Origin of the sequence: uncultured Aquimarina sp. (assembly GCF_947496855.1) — a bacterium.
Lineage (GTDB): Bacteria > Bacteroidota > Bacteroidia > Flavobacteriales > Flavobacteriaceae > Aquimarina.
The window spans coordinates 644,682-664,888 of sequence record NZ_CANMED010000001.1 but is presented as its reverse complement, the minus strand read 5'-3'; the positions used below and the strand labels follow the sequence as shown (position 1 = coordinate 664,888).

The following is a 20,207-nucleotide window of genomic DNA, read 5'->3' as shown; positions in this document are numbered from 1 at the left end:
TCTTAAACTCTGAAATTGAATCAAAATAGAAGTGGTCAATCGAATAGTAAGAAATAAAATTCGTAAATTACCATATAATGGTAATTGTTAAGTCATTGTAAAGTAATAAGATAGAAGGATGAGGGCTTTAGTTTTTATATTAATTACAGGAAGTGTATTGATCGGATGTACTAGTTCGAAAAAAATAATAGAACCTAACGCAAAAAGTGAAACTTTAGAAGCAATGATTAACAAGAAAGCATTTGCTATAGAGTCAGATTGGATGTATCCAATGGCTACGGCCAGTATGAATGCTATTGCAAACAGTGGATTGCTTCCTCCAGGAAGTTCTACAAATAGTATTAATCTTATAGGAAATCCAAATTATTTAAAAGTTTATGGGGATAGTATTGCAATAGATTTGCCGTTTTACGGAGGGCGACAATTAGCTGGTTCGTATGGAAGTAATCAAGGGGGTATTGTTTTTAAAGGAATACCAGATCAATATGAAGTGACAAAAGATAAAAAAAAACAACGGCATACGATCAAGTTTAGAGTAAAGAATAACAGTGAATCTTATAGAGTGATCATCACATTATATCCTAATTGGGGTACTAATATTACTATAAATAGCAGTCATCTAACATCCATACGATATAGAGGAACTGTATTCGTTCCAGAGGATGATAGTGTTGTTGTGACAAATTAGTAGTTAGCTATTAGACTTTTTGAATTAAGTATTTGATAAGTGAGTCATTTATTTGTTCATATTTAAAAAGAAGGGAAGTAACATGGAGGTTTTCCTAAATCCAATTACCCTAAACTTTAATACTGTTCCCTAGCTCCTCAATGTCTTCTATATAAGTTTGATAAAATTCTTCTACATAAGGTCTTCTGCTATTATATCCTTGTGATAAAAGTTCTTTTGATATCTCCAAATATTTAATAATTCCTGATTGTTTTCTATGAAGGGCTTTCATCGTTTTTGCTTTCCAATAAAAAAGATCCGCATTTTTGTTATGTTTTATTCCTAAATCAAATTTTTCCAGTGCCTTTTCTAAATCACCGGTTTCAAAATAAGTAATGCCATAGTACATAAAAGCTCTACTTTCTATATAATTTAAATCCCCAGATTTAGATTCGTGTTCAAAAAATTTCTTGAAATACTCTTGAGCTCTAGGGTAATCCTTTTTCATCATATAAGCTATACCTCTCATAAAGTCAATATTCTCTGACTGCGGATAATCAACAAAATTTGGAGTAAGCGCATCTAATTCATCAAAATCCTTAATAGCATTATCATAATCTCTATAAAAATATAAGTATAAATATCCACGATATCCTTGCCAAGATTCGGGATCAAGTGATACTGCTTTAGCATATTTTTTTATCGCCTCCGTATTGACACCTCTTTTTACTCTAGAAGCACCCATTTCTCTATAGATATCAGAAAAAGTAGGGTCGAATATTTTAGCTTCTTCTATTAAAAAATGTTCTTCTGGTGAACCTTGATAGGTGGGGCCTTTCAATCCTTCTATAAATTGTTTAGCATATTTTTTTGATTCCGTTTCATCAAATTCTTTTTTATACAATTGTGGTTGTTGACTACAAGAACTCATCAACAATGCAGCACAAAAAATACTAAGGCAAAATGTCTTGAATTTCTCCATTTTTTAAAATAAAAGTTATATAGAAATATGAATCTCTGTTCTTGTTTCTGATAATCACTGGTTTCCATTGTTTTACATGAGAAAGAATATCATATAAGTGAGCTATTGTTTCCTTAGAGAATTGTTTCTTGTTATAATCGAAATCAGCTGATTCATCAGTTATGAATTTACCTGCTATGCCATTACAATTGATTACAAACCTAAAGGTTAAGTATCCTGATTCATTATTTAATTTGTTAGTATCCAGTTTACTGTATACCAACTTTTTTAGTTTTCCTTTTCCGCCAATAAATCCTGCACGATCATTGCGTCCATTATAATAATCAGCAATTAATTTATGTGGTAAGCAAATCGCTAATTCTTTGTCTTTATCAATAGTTTTATCAAAATCAATATAGCCAACGCGTTTTATAGTATGATTAGACAATTTTTCAAATTCTGAGGGCAATAGTTGCTCTACCAAAATTCTTTCTATAACATCTTTATCTGTAATAAGAGTAGATGAATATAATCCCAAGTCTTGAACATAAATGCTACGAGAGCTTAATTGTAATGTATCACTAAAGATTTTTCCAAAAGTAGTAATATTGGTAGTATTTTGCTCTACTATTTTAGCGGGTTTGTTTTGTATAATAGTGTCTTTAACCATCGTACTAGACTGATGGATGTTCCTGGACAAAGAATCTTTATTTTTCAGACTTGTTCTATAATGAACAGTATCTTTTTTAAAGGTTAAATAAGTAGTTTCATTATTAGGATAAAAAGCTACCAATGTGTCTGCTAGATAATATCGCTTATAATTAGTTTCTATAATCTCTCTCTCTTCAATTTTAAACTGTTTATATGATTGCAATTGAAAGGAAGGACTAAACGCTTTTTTACTATATATAGAATCATTAATTTTTTCAATCAAAGAATAATCAAGAATAGTTTTTTTACTCTGCTGATTTTTTGGATAGATGTTTATATAGTATTTGTTAACGATACCATTATTACCAGCACCTTGAGGGATAAAAAAATTTTCAATTCTATCATAGGTTTTATTGCAAGAATAGAATACAAAACATAAAAAGAATAGAAGTAATTTTTGGTTCATTTAGATTGGTAATGGTTGTGCAATAAAGGTAATCTTAATTTTTGAAACCGATACGTAGTGAACTATGCTTCTTTTTAAAAACAGTAACATATTAACTACTTATGACATTAATAATAAAGGCGGATACCGAAAAGCCAAAAGAGTAGGTACACATTTAATTAATTTTAATTTAGCTTAATTATGAAAAAATCAATTTTAAATTTGGAAGGGGTAAAGGTCATAAAAAGATCAGAACTAAAAACTCTAAACAGAACAGAGCAGAAAACCATTCATGGTGGAAGTGATTGTTATTTTGAATGGGATTATTGTGATAGCGGTGGTTGGGATTATTTTGATTATTGTATGCAAATGTTAGGTTGTGGATAGACTTTTAGGAATTAAGCGGCCAGTATGGTCGCTTTTTTTATGTTTATTATATGTTTTTGTAATTAATATAGTCTTTGTTCCAGAATTATGAATACAAAATCAAAAAGACACCTAACATAATACCAAAAAGAGGGATTAGTTTTTTTCTCTTATTCTTTTCTTTAAAGATAAGACCACCTATAACAACTGCTATAAGTATCTGACTGCGTTTTATAGCAGATAACAACATAATCAATGCTTCGGGATCTTGTAGTGCTTTAAAATAAAAATAATCTGCTGCTTGTAATAAAATACCAACAGCTACAATGGTCCAACGCCATGTAAATTTCTTTCTTTTTTCTGCATTAGTAAACCAAGTAAGCGACAAAATCACTAATAGAATTAGAACTGTATAGAAACAAAACCAAAATTGTAACGTCTGAGGAGTAAGTGATAAATTCTGAATTAAAAATTTATCATACAAACCACTAGATGCGCCTAGGAATGTAGCACCAATGATAGCAAATATCCATTTATTTCGTTTAAAATTAATACCTTCCTTTTTACCTATTCTAGAGTATAATACAACAGAAAATATAATGAGAAAGAAACCAATCCATTGTAAGAAATTAGGTCGTTCTTGATAAATCAGAATAGCACCAATGAAGGTGAAAAAAGGACCAGCAGAACGTATTGGAGTTACAATGGTTATTGGTAAGTGTTTTAAAGCTTGATATGCTAAAATCCAAGATGTGGCCATAATCATAGACTTTATAAAAATAAACCCGTGAGTTTGCCAAGGAATACTGTCAATATAAAAACCGATTTGTTTTGTGAAATCAGGGTAATATTGTGAACCTATAAAAAATGGGAGAAGTAATAGGAACCCTGAACCTATAGTGCCTAGCAGTACAGGAAAAACCTCATTTCCTTGTACAGCATGTTTTTTACATAAATTATGTAATCCTAAAAAAAGTGCGGCCAATAAACCTAAATACATCCACATGTCGCGAATATAGTTTTTTAAGTTATTTTGTAATTACAATACAGAAATTATCTTGTAGCATTATTCTAGGTTATTATTTATGCTAGAAGGTCTCTGAAGCAATCTAAAGTTTATTTAAAACATATTTATCTATAGAAAAGCCATTTACCTTATAATCAATGATCATATGATTATCCTGAGTTCGATTAATCCCAAGCACGTCAGTTTGAGTGAAATTCTGATAAGAATTTTGTATCGAAAACAAGCGTTTTGGATTTAAAAACCTATTCTCGATAGCTCTGCTGAGCTTGTCGAAGTACACTTTTCCTTTGTAAAAGCACTCGAATTGACGGTTTTTAAATCCAATACATTAATAATTGAACTTAGGTTATTATCTATTTTGCAACTATAAAATCTATTGAATTTTTAGTTAGATAGTCATATATTTGGGTTTAAAATATATGTATGTCCTTCAATAATCCATTACTATTTTTTATTTGTGCAGTAGGTGTTTTTAATGGGTTTTTAGTAAGTTTTTATTTTCTTTTTTTGAGTAAACAAAAACGAGTTCAGAATTTATTTTTTGGACTATTAGTAGTAATGCTTAGTCTTCGTATAGGTAAATCTGTATACATTATTTTTACTCCCGTTGAGGAAAAAGGTTTATTAATTCCTCAACTAGGTTTGTCTGCCTGTTTCTTAATTGGAATCTCTTTATATTATTATTTAAAGTCTTCAGTAATCAACGCGAAACAACTTTTGAATTCCTGGAAAATACACTTTTCTTTATTGTTTTTGATTGTACTCATTGTAGGTATTGTAAAACCTTATGAAACAAATGTATATTTCTGGAATACTTATTTTATACATTTTATTTATTTCGTTTGGGGAATGTATCTTATTCTTTCGAGCTATGTTTTACGATATATTTTTAAAAAGATAGTGAGTACAACACAAAAATGCACTACGGCAGAACTTTGGTTAGTTGCTGTTTTTATTGGTAATGTTCTTATTTTTATAGCCTACATGATTGGCTATTTCTATTTGTATCTGATAGGAACGATTACTTTTTCGGTAGTATTCTATGCATTGTTATTCTTTTTTCTGTTTAAGAAAAATAGAGAAACTATTTTTCAAGATATTCCTGAAAAATATAGTGCTAAAAAGATAGAAGCAAAAGAGGCACAATTTTTAATTGAGCAATTGAATACGCTCATGCAAGAAAAAGAATTATATAAAGAAACAGATGTCAAATTACAATATGTAGCTAAAAATATCCATATTTCTACTCATAAATTATCTCAATTATTAAATGATAACCTAGGAAAAAGTTTTGCATCATTTATTAATGATCATAGAATAGAAGAAGCAAAGCGATTATTAGTAAGTAATAATCAATTTACATTAGAGACTATTGGTTTTGAAGCAGGATTCTCCTCTAAATCAAATTTTTACGCTACTTTCAAGAAAGTTGTTGGTAAGACTCCTTCAGAATTTCAAAAGCAATTTTCACAAGAATAATACTCCAATTTTATAATTCTGGACACCTAAATTATAACCTGTCATTTTAAATTAATGTCATTTTAAGAGGTTTGAATAAATTTTTAAATCTTTTATTATGAAATCATATGTATTTACATTCATACTTGTATGTATTGTTCAATTTTCTAACGCACAATCGGAGACTTCTCTTATTGAAAAAACACTAAAAGACTATATTGATGGAAGTTCTTATAATAAGATTCCTCAATTAGAAAGTGCATTTACTAAGGATGCTACACTTTATCTTACCACCAAAGAAGGTTCTTTTGCTCGATTCACTCCTACAGAATACTCTGGATTCTTTAAGAATAAAGATGCTGGATCGTTTAATGGGCGTTACGGAAAAATTTTGGCTATAGAAATTGTAAATGATATTGCGACAGCAAAGGTGGAGATCTCTTTTCCAGAAAAAAATATGTTATACATAGATCTTTTCTTGCTAAAAAAGAAAGATGACGCATGGAAAATTATTAGTAAAACCGCGACGAGAGTTGATAAAAACAACTAAGATGAAATATTACATTACACTGTTAATAGCAGTAATGTCATCATCTTTCTTTGCACAAGATTCAGCCATTAAGTTTATAGATAAAACCATCGAAGTTGATGGGAAAATAGATGAAGATGTTTGGCGGTTAGTACCTGAATACACTAATTTCTATAATTATTTACCTACAGATGAAGGTCTTGCAGAAAATCAAACTTCTGTAAAGCTATTCCATAATGGTGTTTATTTATTCGTAAGTGCTATTTATAATGATACTACAGAAAGGACACAAGTAAGTACCTTAAAAAGGGATGTGCCAATTGGTCTGAGTGATGGTTTTGTCCTAGTTTTAGACACCCAAAACCAAGAACAGAATGCTTCTTTTTTTGGATTAAATTCTTTAGGTAATCAAACTGATGGATTAATAGGCAGAGACAGTGAAGGATATACCATGGATTTTAACTGGAATACCATATGGAAATCTAAGGCATTATTAAACGATACAAAAAAACAATATGAAATGGCCATACCATTAAAAGCATTAAATTATAATACTAATAACGCTGTTTTTGGGGTTCAGTTTTATGTTCGTGATATTAAAAATAATTCTTGGACTATTTTTAAAAATGTAAAACGGAACTTTACAAATTTTGATTTACGATTTACTGAAAAATTTAAGGTGGAAAATCTACCTAATAAAACACCTTCTAAGTTCACCGTAACTCCTTCAATTACTACGAATTATCAAAATGATAGTGTCGTAGATGAAGAAACAAAGACATTTACACCAAGCCTGGATGTACAATATAATGTTACATCTTCTTTAAAATTGGACTTAACGATAAATCCAGATTTTTCTCAAATTGATGTGGATCAACAAGTCACAAATTTATCTCGGTTCTCTATTTTTTTTCCTGAACGCAGGAACTTCTTTTTAGAGAATAGTGATTTGTTTTCTAATTTAGGCGTTTTTGGCGTTAATCCTTTTTACTCGAGGAGGATAGGAGCAAATAGTGGTATTCAGTTTGGAATAAAACTCTCAGGAAATATAGCTCCAAAAACCAGAATAGGTTTTTTAAATGTGCAAACGAGTAAGGAGGAAGATATAGCTTCCCAAAATTATGGAGTATTGGTTACAGAGCAACAAGTAACAAAAAACATTACAACAACAGGGTACTTTATTAATAGACAGGAAACTGATAAATTAGAATTTATTGATGATTACAATAGAGTAGCAGGTTTAAATGTACGATACACCTCTTCGAATAATAAATGGATTAGTGAAGCCAATTATGGTATAAGTTTTAACGATGGAATTTCTAGAAACACTAGTTTTTATAATGCGGGTATATCTTATAACAAGCGAGGGTTGAACTGGAATACTTCTATAAAAAGGGTAGAAGAAAACTATATCACAGATGTTGGGTTTACTCCAAGATTATTTAATTATGATGCTATTAATGATGTACAAATAAGAGAAGGGTATATTCAAACATCATCCGGGATAGAATACGAAGCTTTTTATCAAACATCGAGCATCATAAATTCCATTCGTTTTGTAAATTATGGTCTTAATAATTACTTTGATGAAAGCGGTAGATTAACGCAATCTCAAAATTTCTTTAATTCGGCTGTTTTCTTTAAAAATTTATCTGCCTTGTATTTTGTAATTAACTATGACTATATAGATCTAAAATATGGTTTTGATCCATTAGGAAACGGAAACTCATTAGCACCTGATATTTATCGCTTTGGGGTTTTAAAAGTAGGGTACAACTCAGCTAATAATCAAACATTTAGATATCGTTTTAATCTACAAAGAGGAACTTATTATAATGGGAAACGAACCGTAGGTGGCGCTTATCTTAATTATCAATTATTACCTTTTGCCAATGTAGAATTATCTTATGACGTAAACTCCATTGATTTACCAGCACTTGGTAAAGAAACATTTCATTTAGCACGTTTTACTGGACAAATATTTTTTAGTAATAGGATAAATTGGACTACGTATGTACAATTTAATACCCAAGGCGATAACTTCAATATTAATAGTAGGTTACAATGGGAGTACAAACCTTTATCATATGCATATCTAGTGGTTACTAATAATTATAATGAACGAATAGAGTCTGAAAACTGGGGAATAGCTTTAAAAATTAATTATAGATTAGATTTCTGAAAAAACAAAAAGATATCTTATTAGATTGCTATCTTAGTAATAATTCCATCATATCCGGCTCCATAGATTTTATCTTTTAATACAATTATATCTTGCATAAAATTGTTTGATTTAAATATTTCTTTAATTTCATAAGATTCCTGATCAATGGATAGTACCATATTATCCTCTCCACAGGTTATGATGCTTTCTTTATAAAAAACAATTGATCGAATAATATCATTATGGACTTTTATTTTATGTACGTGTCCAGTGTCAATAGAAAATCGAAGCAGTTTTCCATCCTTTGATCCTATATAAATGATATTTTTCTTCAATTCACTTAAGCAAAATAATGAATGATCGTTAGTATACAAGCATTCAGTAATTCCCAACTGTATATTTGTTATATGTACTGTACAATCTTCACTACATGTAATAATGGTTTCATCATTTATAATAGATAGATCCCATATCCAACCGTTATGAATTTTTATTGTTTTTAAAATACGTAAATCGAAGTTTAACTTATACAATTTACCGCTAGTTCCAACTGCAAAAACCTCTTTGTTTTTATTTACTCTTATATTTAGAATCATCTCATCAAAAGTTATAGCAGATAAAACCTCACCTGATAAATTCCATCTTTTCACTGTGAAATCTCTTGAACAAGAAATAAACTCAGATTCATTAAAACGAACCATTTTAAGTACCGATTTAGAATTAACACTAATGCTGTTTTTTAATTCAAGATCAGTGTTCCATAATTTTATCTTAGTATCCCTTCCACAGCTTAAAATATTTTCTTGATTTAACTCTAATAAGTTCCAAATATACCCATCGTGATGCGTGTTATCGCTTATTCTTTTAATTATGACATCGGTTCTAAGGATATACTTATTTCCGTTGGTAACTAAAGTTCCTTTATGCCATAACTTGTGATCAAAAATGACTAATTTACCTTTCTTTGGAATAATTGTTTTTATAGGGTTTTCATCCTTTTTAGAGCTATAAAATTCGGTATTTCCCCCATCAAAAGATTCATTTCCATTAAGATATAATAGAAATGTAAATCTAGATTCTGAAATAGCATTTGGATAGTAAATTCCATCTTGATGTTTCGAAAATAATTGACCTTTTTGATATTTACAGAATCTAATTCGTTCATTTATACCAACAATTTTATCTTTTATTTCTTTTTTAAGAGCTTTTACTTTTTTTAACTTACTAAATAGTTTTGAAGATAATAAGCCATTATCTTCTACGAGGCGATCATTGTTTCTATAATAGGCTGGATAATGACCAATCGCAGCTTCAAAATTTTCAATTCTTGGTTCTAATACTTTTTGCACTTCTTTTTTAGTTAGAAAATGATCAATTTCTAAAACAAGTAAATCATTTATGGTTGTACTGATATACATAATGAGAATTTAGGGATTTCCATGAAACAAAGTTCTTAGAAATATAAATTATAAGCATTGATGTATGGTAAGATTTACTTTTTAAGAGGTAATTTTCGGATTCTACTTAACGATTCTGGGGTAACACCTAGATATGATGCTATATAATGATGCGGAATTAAGTTAAGTAGATTAGGATAGAGTTTATTAAAAATATCATATCTCTCAGAAGCACTTTGATACTGTAATGATTCTATTCTTTCTATAGCTAACACATAATTGAACTCAGCTATTAATCTGCCAAAAGTATTAAAAGATTCACTTATATTATATAATGATGTCCAATCAGTATATAAGATTGAAATCAATTTACCTGGCACAATACATTCAATAATTTCAGTACTTGGTTTATCTTTCAAAAGGCTTACAAAGGAAGCAACTAGTGGGTTTCTGGATTCATAATTGAAATAACTTGTAATTTCTTTTCCATCTTTTAATTGATAGACTCTATAAACTCCTGAAACAACAAATTTTAAATATTTACAAACCTGTCCTTCCCTAATTATAGTATCGTTCTTATCATAGCTCACGATAGATAATTTAGATTGGAGTCGTTCTATATCTGTTTCTGAAAGATCAACCCACTTAGAAATGAAAGTAATTAATTTTTGATATTCTTTAAGTTCATTCATTTTTAAAAAACAACATACACGTTAACAATAAAACTAAAAACTATTATGTTCAAATCAATTTATATAAAGTAGTATCATCCATAACTTATTTAAAAGTATATCGTTGTTCTTCTGCAGAAGATGCGTTTAGTAATTGGTTAAATGTCTTAATAGTATTAAAATTATGTGTAATTTCTCCAGATACAGCTATTCCAGAAATACCAGTTTTTAATATGTCAATGACGTCTTCTGTAGTGATGCCACCGATACCTATAATTGGTGTTTTGGTTTTTAAGGCTTCTACGATTGAAGCATAACCACTTATACCCAAAACTGGACTTAAATTATCTTTGGTGGTTGTAAATCTAAAAGGCCCTAAACCAATATAATCAATTTCTTTACTAATTAATATTTCGCAATCTTGTAATGTATTTGCTGTTCCTCCAATAACTTGCCAAGTGTATAAATGTGTTCTAGCAATAGTGGGGCAGGAATCGGTTTTCCCTAAATGCACACCATCTGCTTTAACTTCTTTTGCTATTTTATAATGATCATTAATAATTAATCTTGTCTGAAAATGAGCAGTAATTTCTCTCGCTTCATTAGCAAATTTTAAAAGTTTTTTTTCTGAAATATTTTTTAAACGTAATTGCACTAACTCTGCACCAGAAGTACACGCTTTTTGGATGTTCTCTACATGCTCTTTTGGAGTATTTCCCTGCGATATATAATGTAATTTAGGTATAATCATTTGTTAGCTGTGTTATTATAAAAAGCTGATAGATATTTATGTAGCTACTGTTTTAGAGTATTCCATAAAACTAGATTCAAAACGTTTTAGTTTTGGAGGGATTTTTTCTGAGTATAATATATACTGACATTTTTTAATACCTCGAGTGATGGAAAGTATAGAAGTATATGCTGAGTTTTGAACTAAAAATTCGGCGTCGTCTACACTAAAAATCTTTAATTGAGAAGTGCTTACGCCATTTGATAACAATAACTTATTCATTGAAGTAGGCGTAGAAATAAGAATATCGATACCCTCGAATATTTCTGATTTCTGTAAATCAATATGAAGCTTTTCATGTCCTACATAAATTCGTAACGAGTTATGCTTAGTATAAGCTAAAAAAACATCATATAGCTCTAAAGCTCTTTCTGTGTTTTCTACAAGAACTATTGCCCTTGGTGCATTTCCTACCGCTTCACATTTTAACTTTTGCAAAGTAGTAAGTATAAGGGTAGTCGTTTTCCCACTGTCTTTTGAAGCTGAACAAAAGACATTAGCACCACTTTTTATTATCGGAATACTTTTACTCTGAAAAGGAGTGGCAGTTGTAATTTCTCGATGCGCTAGCATCTCTTTTATATGGGAATGTAATTTTTTAAAAGGCATAGGAATTAAAGAAATAATTATTTAGCGTAATATTCTTAATTGTTATTATGGTAAGAAACAAAGATACTACCTAGAAATGGAATAAATGAATAATTACTTTTTGTAATCTAAAGTACTAGCGTAGTAAACTTAAAAAATATAGAAACTAAGTTATCAGAAAAATTAAAAAAAGAGCAAGATATGCACTTAGTAAAAATCGATTAAACTCAGATAAATCCTTTAGAATTGCCAGAGACATCCTAAAAATTTACGCTTATCGTATTTTAAATATAACAAAATTATCAATATTGTAATTTTTTAAGAATAAAATTAACATTTACATAATTAATTAAATATATTTGCGCCACAACTAATTTATTATTCACGCATAATACTTTTTAAACTATTTAACACAAATCATTTAATCTAAAACCTAAAAATGAAAACTCAACTAAGCTTTACAAAAAGAACTTTATGGCTATTGGCCATAACAATTATGACTACTGTCGCCTTGCAGGCACAGCAGGTTATTAATGCAACTTTACAAAACGATGGTAGAACAAGACAGTACCGTCTTTATATCCCCGCAAGTTACGATGCGAGTACACCAACTCCTTTAATTTTAAATTATCACGGATTTACTAATAATATCGATACGCAATATAATCAGAGTGATTTTAGACAATTAGCAGAAGACAATCAATTCATATTTGCAACACCACAAGGTCTAGGTTTTCTTGCCGGATGGGCAATCAATAATAATTTTGGTGGCAATGAAGATGATCTAGGGTTTTCTGATGCTTTGATTGATAAAATCCAAGATGATTATAATATCAATGAGAAGCGAATTTATGCAACGGGGTTCTCTAACGGAGGCTTTTTTAGTTATAGATTAGCCTGTGAATTAAGCCCTAGAATCGCTGCAGTAGCTTCTGTTGCAGGTAGTATGACTAGATCTTGGATTAATAATAATCAATGTCAACCCCAACATCCAACAGCGGTATTACAAATAACAGGTACTAATGATAATGTAATTTCTATAAACGGTAACGGAAGTAATGAACCTATACAGGACGTAATGGAGTACTGGTCTGCTGTTAATAATGGTGATTCTACACCAGATGTAATTCAATTAGGAGGTGGATCCACGCGTTCTATTTGGGATAATGGTGATAATGGTGTGACGGCAGAATTTATTAGAGTTCAAGGAAAAGGACATAGCTGGAACGGTGGAAATGTAAATACTTCTCAAGAGGTTTGGAATTTCTTTTCTCGATTTGATATAGACGGAGCAATAGATGGTACTCCGCCACCGCCACCTGTAACTTGTACTACTACAATATCTTCTTTCCCTTTTAATGAAAGCTTCGAGAGCAGTTTAGGACAATGGTCGCAATCCACGGATGATGATATAAACTGGACAAGAGATTCTGGAGGTACACCTTCTAACAGTACAGGACCTTCTAGTGGAGCAGATGGTAATTTTTATCTTTATGTAGAAGCATCTGGTAATGGTACTGGTTTCCCTAATAAAAGAGCCATACTTAATTCCCCTTGTTTAGATTTTAGTAGTGTAAATACTCCAACGCTTAACTTTCAGTATCATATGTTTGGTAGCGCTATTAATAGTTTAACAGTGGAAGCACGAACAGACAATACGGGAAACTGGTTATCTGTATTTAATAGATCTGGAGATCAAGGAAATATCTGGAATGGTATAAGTATAGATTTATCAGATTATGCGGGTGACTCAAGTGTTCAGCTACGATTTAATGTAGTAACTGGTTCTGGTGGTAGTGGATGGCAAAGTGATATCGCTATTGATGCTGTATCTATCCAGAATGGTACTGTAGACCCAGGACCAACATGTAATAGCATTGATTTTAATGATTTTACAATTACTTCCTTTTCTAATCAGGACAATGCAGGTAATTTCTCTATAGAAAGTGGAGGAGATGCATTATCATTATCTAACAATACCTGGAAATTCATTGGTCTTAATTATAATGTTACGGCTAATACAGTGATCGAGTTTGATTTTAGTAGTACATCACAGGGAGAGATTCATGCTGTAGGTTTTGAAAATGACAATTCGTTAACATCATCACGTTATTTTAAAGTACATGGTACTCAGAATTATGGTGTAACTAACTTTGATAACTACTCATCTGGTACTACTACCTATGTAATTCCTGTTGGAAGTTTCTATACAGGATCTATGGATAGATTAGTATTTATTAATGATAATGATGGTGGTTCAGGAAATAATTCAATTTTTTCGAATGTGAAAATATATGAAGGTTCTTGTGGAGGATCTCTAATAGCAGAAAGAGCTAATGATTTCACAAATGTAACACCAATTTTGGGTACAGAAGGTGAAGGTATTGGTGCGATTAAAATGACTCCTAATCCTACTCGCGATCTATTTTCTTTAAACCTTAACTCAGAAAGTACCGTAGAGACTATGATAAGTATTTACACACTATTAGGTCAGAAAAAATATGAAGCTAGATTACAATCTGGTGTAAACAATTTCTCTGCTAATAACTTAGGACTTAGTTCAGGGATTTATGTTGTGAAAATTAAATCCGAAGGAGAGGATGAAATTGCTAAAAAATTAATTGTTAGATAATAAACAAAACAATTATAGATTAAGGGCATACAAAAGATGCTTCAGTATTTTTACTGGGGCATCTTTTCTTTTTACTAGTTCTCTAAAAGTTTTAGACTATAAAGAATACTGAAAATCGGAAGTAACATTTCTTATATTTGTTAAACTAACTACGATCATTTGGAATTCAGTAAAAACTTGTTGTTCTTTTTTAGTGCTTTAGGAGCTTTTAATGGGCTTTTTTTGAGTCTATATTTTAGTTTTTTAATTAAGAATAGGAGCAGAGCCACTCATTTTCTAGCAGCTTTGTTATTTGTAATTAGTGTACGCGTTACCAAATCTGTTTTCTTAACGTTTTATCCAGGTACATCTTCTGCGTTTGTAAGTATAGGACTAACAGCCTGTTTTCTAATAGGTCCATTTTTATATTTGTATACCAAAATTGCAATAAACCCTCATAAAGTTCATAAATGGAATTGGTTGTTTCATATTATTCCAGTATTGCTATTTATGACTGTTATTAGTATCGAATATCCCTATAGAGAATATAGACATTTGTGGTGGCGCAGTCCTCCTAGAATTTTTGGAATGCTCTTATTTACCCAATGGACACTATATACAATAGCTGCTATGTATCAGGCCAGGAATACGTTTAAGACACTCTGGAGTACAACAAAAAAGATGACTACACAAGATTTCTGGATTATTAATATTGTCACAGGTGGTTTTATTATTTGGTTAGCGTATAATACTACTACGTATACCTCATATATTGTTGGTGCTTTATCATTTTCGTTTACGTTTTATATCACTTTAGTTATCTGGATTATAAAACGAAGAAAAAGTACACTGACATTTCTTACACCAACGGTAAAATATGCAAATAGAAAGATTGATCAAGAAAAAGCTATTTCGATTGCAGATAAGTTAGATACCTTATTTATAGAGGAAGAAATACATCGCAATCCCAACTTAAAGTTATTGGATGTTGCTAATCAGCTTCATATAAAATCTCATGAACTCTCTCAATATCTAAACGATAATTTGGGATTAAGTTTTTCACATTATATAAATACGCATCGTGTAAAAACAGCTACAAAATTGATTCAAACCAATACGTTACTAACGTTAGAAGCTATCGGAAATGAATGTGGTTTTAAATCAAATTCTACTTTTTATACTGCTTTTAAAAAACAAGAAGGAATGACACCATCACAGTTTAAGAAATCCTGGGACTAACCGTGGTTTTTTCTTCGGAATTATAAATCCGAAGGACAAGAAGCTTTTTTTATATGTTGTTTTTCAAGGTTTCGCATAGATTCGCATTCGAAATCAATCTTATAAAAAAATGAACAATGAAAAATTTATTTGTAGTATTCTTATGTTTAATTAGTTTTGAAATAACACTTGCACAATCAGACGAAGATCAAATTACTGCCACCCTTTTGGATTACATAGAAGGAACAGCTAATGGCGAACCAGAACGAATAAAAAATGCCTTTCATGAAGATCTGAATTTGTATTCCATTTCTAACGATATGCTGAGTATTACTTCTGGTAAAAAATATATTGGTTATTTTAAAGAAGGGCAAAAGCAAGATAGAGTAGGCAAGATCGTTTCTATTGATGTGGTCAATAATGCTGCCATGGCCAAAGTAGAAATTGATGTCCCAACCAGAAAGCGACTTTATACAGATTATATGATGCTATTAAAGGTAAAGGGAACATGGAAAATTATCCATAAATCATATACTCATATTAGTTATTAAGTGAATCCACTTTTAGATTTTTGATATGTAGAATTGTAATGTATTTCAATTTATATTGTTTATGGATCCGGATTCCAGTAAAATAACTCTAATAGAAAATTATCGTTAATAACTTAAAAACAGGTGTTTACACCTGTTTTTGGTTAAAAAAGTCTTTCTTATATTTAAATGCTTCAATCGTTATCCTAAAATCCCCCAAAGTCTTGAAAATATAAAAGTTGGTAAGGCCCCATAAAGGTAATAGACAATTTACAGTACATTTTTAAAAATAACTAAAAAGTCATAAGAATATGAAAAGAAACGAACAATGGGGTGATAAAGCAGCCGATTTAGAGGCAGAAAATGGGAGGTTTAAGCAGGAAAAATATAATAAACAAATTAAATCTAAAAGTTATACCTATCAAAAAAGTAAGAGAAAATCTAACAGTTTTTTTAGTTTGATGTTTAAAGCATTTCTAATTGTTTTTATTATTTGGTTCATCACAACCATAATGAAATAATAATGGATATTTCTTTTTAGTTATAAAGCTAAAGTGATCATATATAGCAGAGTAGGGGAACAATAGTAAGTTATTTTTTAACTAATATTTAAAATCTGTATAATTTAATTCTAAAAAAATGGGAAATAAGGATAGGGTTCTGACATGTGTAAATTGTAGTAAATGTGTGATTTTTAATATAAATGATGGTTCTTTTGTTGAATGTGCACTATGCGGTTACAATCAACCGATAAACTTTGAGGGATACAGAGGTAAGAGTTTCTTCTATCAATTAGATCAAAATGATCTTTCATAAATATAAGTTGCTATATATGCGATTTATAAGTATCAACAAAATGTAATTGTTTTGATCTTTTTAACGAATTTTAATCTTTGGCTAAAAGCGAAAGCCTTTCTACAGTTTCTTTAAAAAATTTGAATTTCAAAAGTTTCTTATGCAATGTGAATAGAACACTTTTTATGGGACAAGTCAGTTCATAATTTCGCTAAAACTCCCAATTTTTCAAATACAATAACCTTATACGTAGCGCTTACGGGTACTTTTTTATCTTCAATTAATACGTGAGTTTTACTTGCTTTTGAAACTCTATTCAAATTGGCAATGTATGATTTATGTGTGCGTTGGAAATTTTTAGATAATAAAGTAGTAATATTTATTAGTGTTTCAGAAATAAGATACATTCTTGAATCCGTAAAGATTTTTAAATAATTTCCAAAACTCTGAATATACAGAATTGATTTAAATGAAACATTAACAGGCATGCCATCATGTTTTATTTGAAGTTCTTCACTTGCACTGGTTTTTTTAGGGGCTGTTATTTTTGAAGCTGAAACTTTATTTATGGCTTTTAAAAAGCGTTCAAGCTTTATGGGTTTCAATAAATAATCTACAACACCATAATTATAGCTTTCTAATGCATACTCAGAATAAGCCGTAGTCAAAATCACTTTAGGTGGTTTTAACATAGAACGCAAAATTTCCATCCCATTAAGTTCTGGCATTTTTATATCAAGAAAAATGAGATCAACGTCATTTTGTTGAATGAAGTTGATAAATTCAAGTGGATTTCCAGTACTAACTACAATATCAAAGTTCTCAATTTTGGAGCAGTACTCTTCTAACACTTTACGTGCTAATAATTCATCATCGACAATACCAATTTTTATCATATTATACGGTTAAATCAACAGTTAAGTTTACATGATATTGGTTTCCTTTATCAGTAATATCTAATGTGTGCGCATTAGGATATAATAGACCTAAACGTCTTCTTACATTTTCAAGACCTAATCCGCTTCTATTTGATGCAGTAATCATCGAAGGCTTTGAATTAACTACACCAAAATGTAGCGTAGTGTTTTTTATAGTGGCAGAAATATCAATTTTACTCTGTTCATTAGTGCTTTGTGCTCCATGTTTAATTGCATTTTCAACAAAAGGAATTAATAACATTGGTGAAATTTTTAATCTTGAAAGATCCCCCTCAATTAAAAATTCAACAGTGCACCGTTTACTGAGTCTTTTTTCTTCAAGCAACAGGTAGTTTTCTATAAACTCAAGCTCTTCTTTTAAAAGAACCGCTTCTTTTTTTGAACTCTCCAATTGATATCGCATTAATTCTGAAAGCTGCATAACAACTTCAGGAGTTTCGGGAGATTGCTGCCTCGAAAGGGAGTAAATACTATTCAATGAGTTAAATAAAAAATGCGGATTCACCTGCTCCTTTAAATAGGTAAGTTCCATCTCTTTTTGTAATTTTTTTTTCTCAACATTTTCTCTTTGGATGATCATATTTCTTCTTAAAAAAAAAGCAGCCATACCAGTACCTGTGGTATAAAAATGAAATAAAAAAGTTTTAGTAACACCAGGCCAGCTGTTGTTATCAAAAGCTTCTATATAGGCAATAAGAAATATACTCCCAATAACTAAGAGTACGTATATAAAATATCTTTTCTTATCGAAAAAGTAAGGAATAAGAACAAAATGATTTATCCAAATAGCTGCCATAATATTAATAGCATATTTAAGTGCCCATAAAAAAAAAGAAAAAGGCGAATCATATCGATCTATGATCATCCATCCACTTAATAGTTCGAGGATGAGCACTAATACAAAAGCTCCTATGTTAAGGAGTATTGTACGCTGTAAAGACTTTTTAATCATAAACTCATTTAATAGCTAATAAAGATACTATCTATAAATGCAAACCTCTATAATTTCTTTACAAAAGCTTTTTATCAATGACGAAATGGTTTTATCATTTAATTGTTGTGTTTATACTATTTAAGATATTCAACATGGTTTATTCTATAATTTAACCAATTATTAGATAAAAGTATTAGACTTCTAAATTGCAAAAACCATGAAAAACATAACAGGACTACTATTCTTAATTCTTCTTTTTCTTGCTTGTAAAAACGAGTCAAAAAAAGAAGCTGATACCTTAAGCACTATCCGTCCAAAATATGAAACATATAATTATTCCGGATTTACGAAAGAAGAAATTTATGGATTCCATAAACGCATTTATGAAGGAGGTAATTGGACAGAATATGGCGATCTGGAACGATATTATTATTTAAACTTCTCCGAAATAAAAGAACACTCGCGGATACTTAGGTCAGATACTCCAAAAATTCTTACAGAAACACCAAGAGATGATGTAAAAAATTTTAATACATCAAAAGATTTAAAAAAAGGAGGAGGACTATCATTAAATGACTATGTACAGCAAGTAGAAGTAAATGGGTTAATTATAATTCATAAAGGCAAAATCGTTTTTGAAGGTTATCCGAGAATGTTTCCAACTGATCTACATATAAATATGTTAATAACTCAAGTTTTTGTGAGTACTTCAATAGCAATTTTAGAGGATAGCAACTTAATCGATACTAACCAACCTATTGATTACTACTTTGATGCCCTTAAAGGTTCAGGCTGGGAAGGAGTTCCAGTAATCGATATTCTTTCTATGAGCTCCGGAATTGATCGTGTCCCATTGGAGACCTATGAGGTAAGTTTTGATCCAATTAAAGATTTAGCTACCGCAAAATCAACCAAACCTTCTGGCACGGAGTATCAATTTAGCAATGCCGATGCTATGGTATTAACCTTATTAGTCGAAAAAATTAGTGGTCTTACTTTTCACGATTTTGTAGAACAGCAAATATGGAAAAAGATAGGAGCAGAATCTAGTGCTCTTTTAGGAATCAATACTAATGGGACTTCTATTTCATATGCCGATGGTATGTCGACAACGCTGAGAGATCTTGCTAGGTTTGGTCTTGCTTTTACGCCTAGTGGTAGAAAGAGCGCAAATCCAATAATTTCTGATGCACACTTATCTAAAATCCGAGATGTAAATCCGAATCTCAAAATGAAGTCACGGCATTCCGATGAAATAATATACAGCAGTTATCAATGGGGTGCAGTATACGATGATGGCGATTTTTATAAAGGTGCACATGGAGGACAAGGTCTTTACGTATCTCCTTCTAAAGATTTGGTCATTGCATTTTACGGAACATCAAATACTGATCGCCAAAGGAATCAACTGGATGTCATTTCGCGACAGCTTTCCAAATCTGGACTGTTTGACCTTGAATAAAATAA

At 30.4% G+C, this 20,207-nt stretch carries 19 protein-coding genes; 10 read left to right on the top strand and 9 right to left on the bottom strand.

Going from position 1 to position 20,207, the window contains the following annotated elements; all coding sequences use genetic code 11:
* Positions 1-118 precede the first annotated feature (118 nt).
* Positions 119-688: a DUF4251 domain-containing protein gene (locus Q0921_RS02890; protein WP_299253018.1), complete on the top strand. Its 570-nt coding sequence runs from the start codon at positions 119-121 to the stop codon at positions 686-688.
* A 109-nt stretch (positions 689-797) separates the two neighbouring features.
* Here Q0921_RS02890 and Q0921_RS02885 read toward each other — a convergent pair whose 3' ends face one another.
* Entirely contained in the window at positions 798-1,649 is an 852-nt protein-coding gene (locus Q0921_RS02885) for a tetratricopeptide repeat protein (protein ID WP_299253015.1), read from the bottom strand.
* Positions 1,621-2,745 (bottom strand): hypothetical protein, encoded by a 1,125-nt coding sequence (locus Q0921_RS02880; protein WP_299253012.1) that lies wholly within the window; start codon positions 2,743-2,745, stop codon positions 1,621-1,623. Before Q0921_RS02880 ends, Q0921_RS02885 begins: the two co-directional genes overlap by 29 nt.
* Before the next feature lie 180 nt (positions 2,746-2,925).
* Between Q0921_RS02880 and Q0921_RS02875 the strand changes: the two genes are divergently transcribed.
* Positions 2,926-3,111 (top strand): hypothetical protein, encoded by a 186-nt coding sequence (locus tag Q0921_RS02875; RefSeq protein WP_299253009.1) that lies wholly within the window; start codon positions 2,926-2,928, stop codon positions 3,109-3,111.
* Positions 3,112-3,196: 85 nt separating this feature from the next.
* On the opposite strand, the gene Q0921_RS02870 is transcribed toward Q0921_RS02875, so the two are convergent.
* The gene (locus Q0921_RS02870) at positions 3,197-4,096 is read right to left on the bottom strand and encodes an EamA family transporter (protein ID WP_299253006.1); all 900 of its coding nucleotides are present in this window, start codon (positions 4,094-4,096) and stop codon (positions 3,197-3,199) included.
* Between the two features lie 444 nt (positions 4,097-4,540).
* Between Q0921_RS02870 and Q0921_RS02865 the strand changes: the two genes are divergently transcribed.
* The 3 genes from Q0921_RS02865 to Q0921_RS02855 all read left to right on the top strand — a co-directional run bounded on the left by Q0921_RS02865 (position 4,541) and on the right by Q0921_RS02855 (position 8,286).
* The gene (locus tag Q0921_RS02865; RefSeq protein WP_299253003.1) at positions 4,541-5,596 is read left to right on the top strand and encodes an AraC family transcriptional regulator; all 1,056 of its coding nucleotides are present in this window, start codon (positions 4,541-4,543) and stop codon (positions 5,594-5,596) included.
* A 97-nt stretch (positions 5,597-5,693) separates the two neighbouring features.
* Positions 5,694-6,125, top strand: a complete 432-nt coding sequence (locus Q0921_RS02860; RefSeq protein ID WP_299253000.1) for a nuclear transport factor 2 family protein — start codon at positions 5,694-5,696, stop codon at positions 6,123-6,125.
* A 1-nt stretch (position 6,126) separates the two neighbouring features.
* Entirely contained in the window at positions 6,127-8,286 is a 2,160-nt protein-coding gene (locus tag Q0921_RS02855) for a DUF5916 domain-containing protein (RefSeq protein WP_299252997.1), read from the top strand.
* A gap of 20 nt (positions 8,287-8,306) precedes the next feature.
* Here Q0921_RS02855 and Q0921_RS02850 read toward each other — a convergent pair whose 3' ends face one another.
* The 4 genes from Q0921_RS02850 to Q0921_RS02835 form a co-directional block, all read right to left on the bottom strand.
* Positions 8,307-9,686: a 2OG-Fe(II) oxygenase gene (locus Q0921_RS02850; protein WP_299252994.1), complete on the bottom strand. Its 1,380-nt coding sequence runs from the start codon at positions 9,684-9,686 to the stop codon at positions 8,307-8,309.
* A gap of 74 nt (positions 9,687-9,760) precedes the next feature.
* Entirely contained in the window at positions 9,761-10,357 is a 597-nt protein-coding gene (locus Q0921_RS02845; RefSeq protein WP_299252991.1) for a Crp/Fnr family transcriptional regulator, read from the bottom strand.
* Positions 10,358-10,442: 85 nt separating this feature from the next.
* Positions 10,443-11,087 carry a thiamine phosphate synthase gene (gene thiE, locus Q0921_RS02840; protein ID WP_299252988.1) on the bottom strand — a complete coding sequence of 215 codons (645 nt, stop codon included), beginning with the start codon at positions 11,085-11,087 and terminating at the stop codon, positions 10,443-10,445.
* A gap of 36 nt (positions 11,088-11,123) precedes the next feature.
* Positions 11,124-11,735 (bottom strand): DEAD/DEAH box helicase, encoded by a 612-nt coding sequence (locus Q0921_RS02835; protein ID WP_299252985.1) that lies wholly within the window; start codon positions 11,733-11,735, stop codon positions 11,124-11,126.
* A gap of 418 nt (positions 11,736-12,153) precedes the next feature.
* Here Q0921_RS02835 and Q0921_RS02830 point away from each other — a divergent pair, with 418 nt between their 5' ends.
* From Q0921_RS02830 to Q0921_RS02815, 4 genes are all read left to right on the top strand, one after another.
* Complete coding sequence (locus Q0921_RS02830) at positions 12,154-14,346, top strand: T9SS type A sorting domain-containing protein (RefSeq protein ID WP_299252982.1); 2,193 nt, start codon at positions 12,154-12,156, stop codon at positions 14,344-14,346.
* Between the two features lie 159 nt (positions 14,347-14,505).
* On the top strand, positions 14,506-15,564 hold the full coding sequence (locus Q0921_RS02825; RefSeq protein ID WP_299252979.1) for a helix-turn-helix domain-containing protein: 1,059 nt from the start codon (positions 14,506-14,508) through the stop codon (positions 15,562-15,564).
* 116 nt (positions 15,565-15,680) lie between these two features.
* Positions 15,681-16,094, top strand: coding sequence for a nuclear transport factor 2 family protein (locus tag Q0921_RS02820; RefSeq protein WP_299252976.1), 414 nt, complete (start codon positions 15,681-15,683; stop codon positions 16,092-16,094).
* 290 nt (positions 16,095-16,384) lie between these two features.
* A complete protein-coding gene (locus tag Q0921_RS02815) occupies positions 16,385-16,594 on the top strand; it encodes a hypothetical protein (protein ID WP_299252973.1) in 210 nt (69 codons plus the stop codon).
* A 474-nt stretch (positions 16,595-17,068) separates the two neighbouring features.
* On the opposite strand, the gene Q0921_RS02810 is transcribed toward Q0921_RS02815, so the two are convergent.
* Both Q0921_RS02810 and Q0921_RS02805 read right to left on the bottom strand, forming a co-directional pair.
* A complete protein-coding gene (locus Q0921_RS02810) occupies positions 17,069-17,764 on the bottom strand; it encodes a LytTR family DNA-binding domain-containing protein (RefSeq protein ID WP_299252970.1) in 696 nt (231 codons plus the stop codon).
* A gap of 1 nt (position 17,765) precedes the next feature.
* Entirely contained in the window at positions 17,766-18,758 is a 993-nt protein-coding gene (locus tag Q0921_RS02805) for a sensor histidine kinase (RefSeq protein WP_299252967.1), read from the bottom strand.
* Between the two features lie 199 nt (positions 18,759-18,957).
* Here Q0921_RS02805 and Q0921_RS02800 point away from each other — a divergent pair, with 199 nt between their 5' ends.
* On the top strand, positions 18,958-20,202 hold the full coding sequence (locus tag Q0921_RS02800; protein WP_299252964.1) for a serine hydrolase: 1,245 nt from the start codon (positions 18,958-18,960) through the stop codon (positions 20,200-20,202).
* Positions 20,203-20,207: the final 5 nt, after the last annotated feature.

Coding starts and splice junctions, on each gene's coding strand:
- thiE (WP_299252988.1), bottom strand. CDS start 11,087: ATGATTATACCTAAATTACATTATATATCGCAGGGAAATACTCCAAAA.
- Q0921_RS02870 (WP_299253006.1), bottom strand. CDS start 4,096: ATGTGGATGTATTTAGGTTTATTGGCCGCACTTTTTTTAGGATTACAT.
- Q0921_RS02845 (WP_299252991.1), bottom strand. CDS start 10,357: ATGAATGAACTTAAAGAATATCAAAAATTAATTACTTTCATTTCTAAG.
- Q0921_RS02815 (WP_299252973.1), top strand. CDS start 16,385: ATGAAAAGAAACGAACAATGGGGTGATAAAGCAGCCGATTTAGAGGCA.
- Q0921_RS02835 (WP_299252985.1), bottom strand. CDS start 11,735: ATGCCTTTTAAAAAATTACATTCCCATATAAAAGAGATGCTAGCGCAT.
- Q0921_RS02820 (WP_299252976.1), top strand. CDS start 15,681: ATGAAAAATTTATTTGTAGTATTCTTATGTTTAATTAGTTTTGAAATA.
- Q0921_RS02885 (WP_299253015.1), bottom strand. CDS start 1,649: ATGGAGAAATTCAAGACATTTTGCCTTAGTATTTTTTGTGCTGCATTG.
- Q0921_RS02800 (WP_299252964.1), top strand. CDS start 18,958: ATGAAAAACATAACAGGACTACTATTCTTAATTCTTCTTTTTCTTGCT.
- Q0921_RS02875 (WP_299253009.1), top strand. CDS start 2,926: ATGAAAAAATCAATTTTAAATTTGGAAGGGGTAAAGGTCATAAAAAGA.
- Q0921_RS02865 (WP_299253003.1), top strand. CDS start 4,541: ATGTCCTTCAATAATCCATTACTATTTTTTATTTGTGCAGTAGGTGTT.
- Q0921_RS02890 (WP_299253018.1), top strand. CDS start 119: ATGAGGGCTTTAGTTTTTATATTAATTACAGGAAGTGTATTGATCGGA.
- Q0921_RS02880 (WP_299253012.1), bottom strand. CDS start 2,745: ATGAACCAAAAATTACTTCTATTCTTTTTATGTTTTGTATTCTATTCT.
- Q0921_RS02850 (WP_299252994.1), bottom strand. CDS start 9,686: ATGTATATCAGTACAACCATAAATGATTTACTTGTTTTAGAAATTGAT.
- Q0921_RS02860 (WP_299253000.1), top strand. CDS start 5,694: ATGAAATCATATGTATTTACATTCATACTTGTATGTATTGTTCAATTT.
- Q0921_RS02805 (WP_299252967.1), bottom strand. CDS start 18,758: ATGATTAAAAAGTCTTTACAGCGTACAATACTCCTTAACATAGGAGCT.
- Q0921_RS02830 (WP_299252982.1), top strand. CDS start 12,154: ATGAAAACTCAACTAAGCTTTACAAAAAGAACTTTATGGCTATTGGCC.
- Q0921_RS02855 (WP_299252997.1), top strand. CDS start 6,127: ATGAAATATTACATTACACTGTTAATAGCAGTAATGTCATCATCTTTC.
- Q0921_RS02810 (WP_299252970.1), bottom strand. CDS start 17,764: ATGATAAAAATTGGTATTGTCGATGATGAATTATTAGCACGTAAAGTG.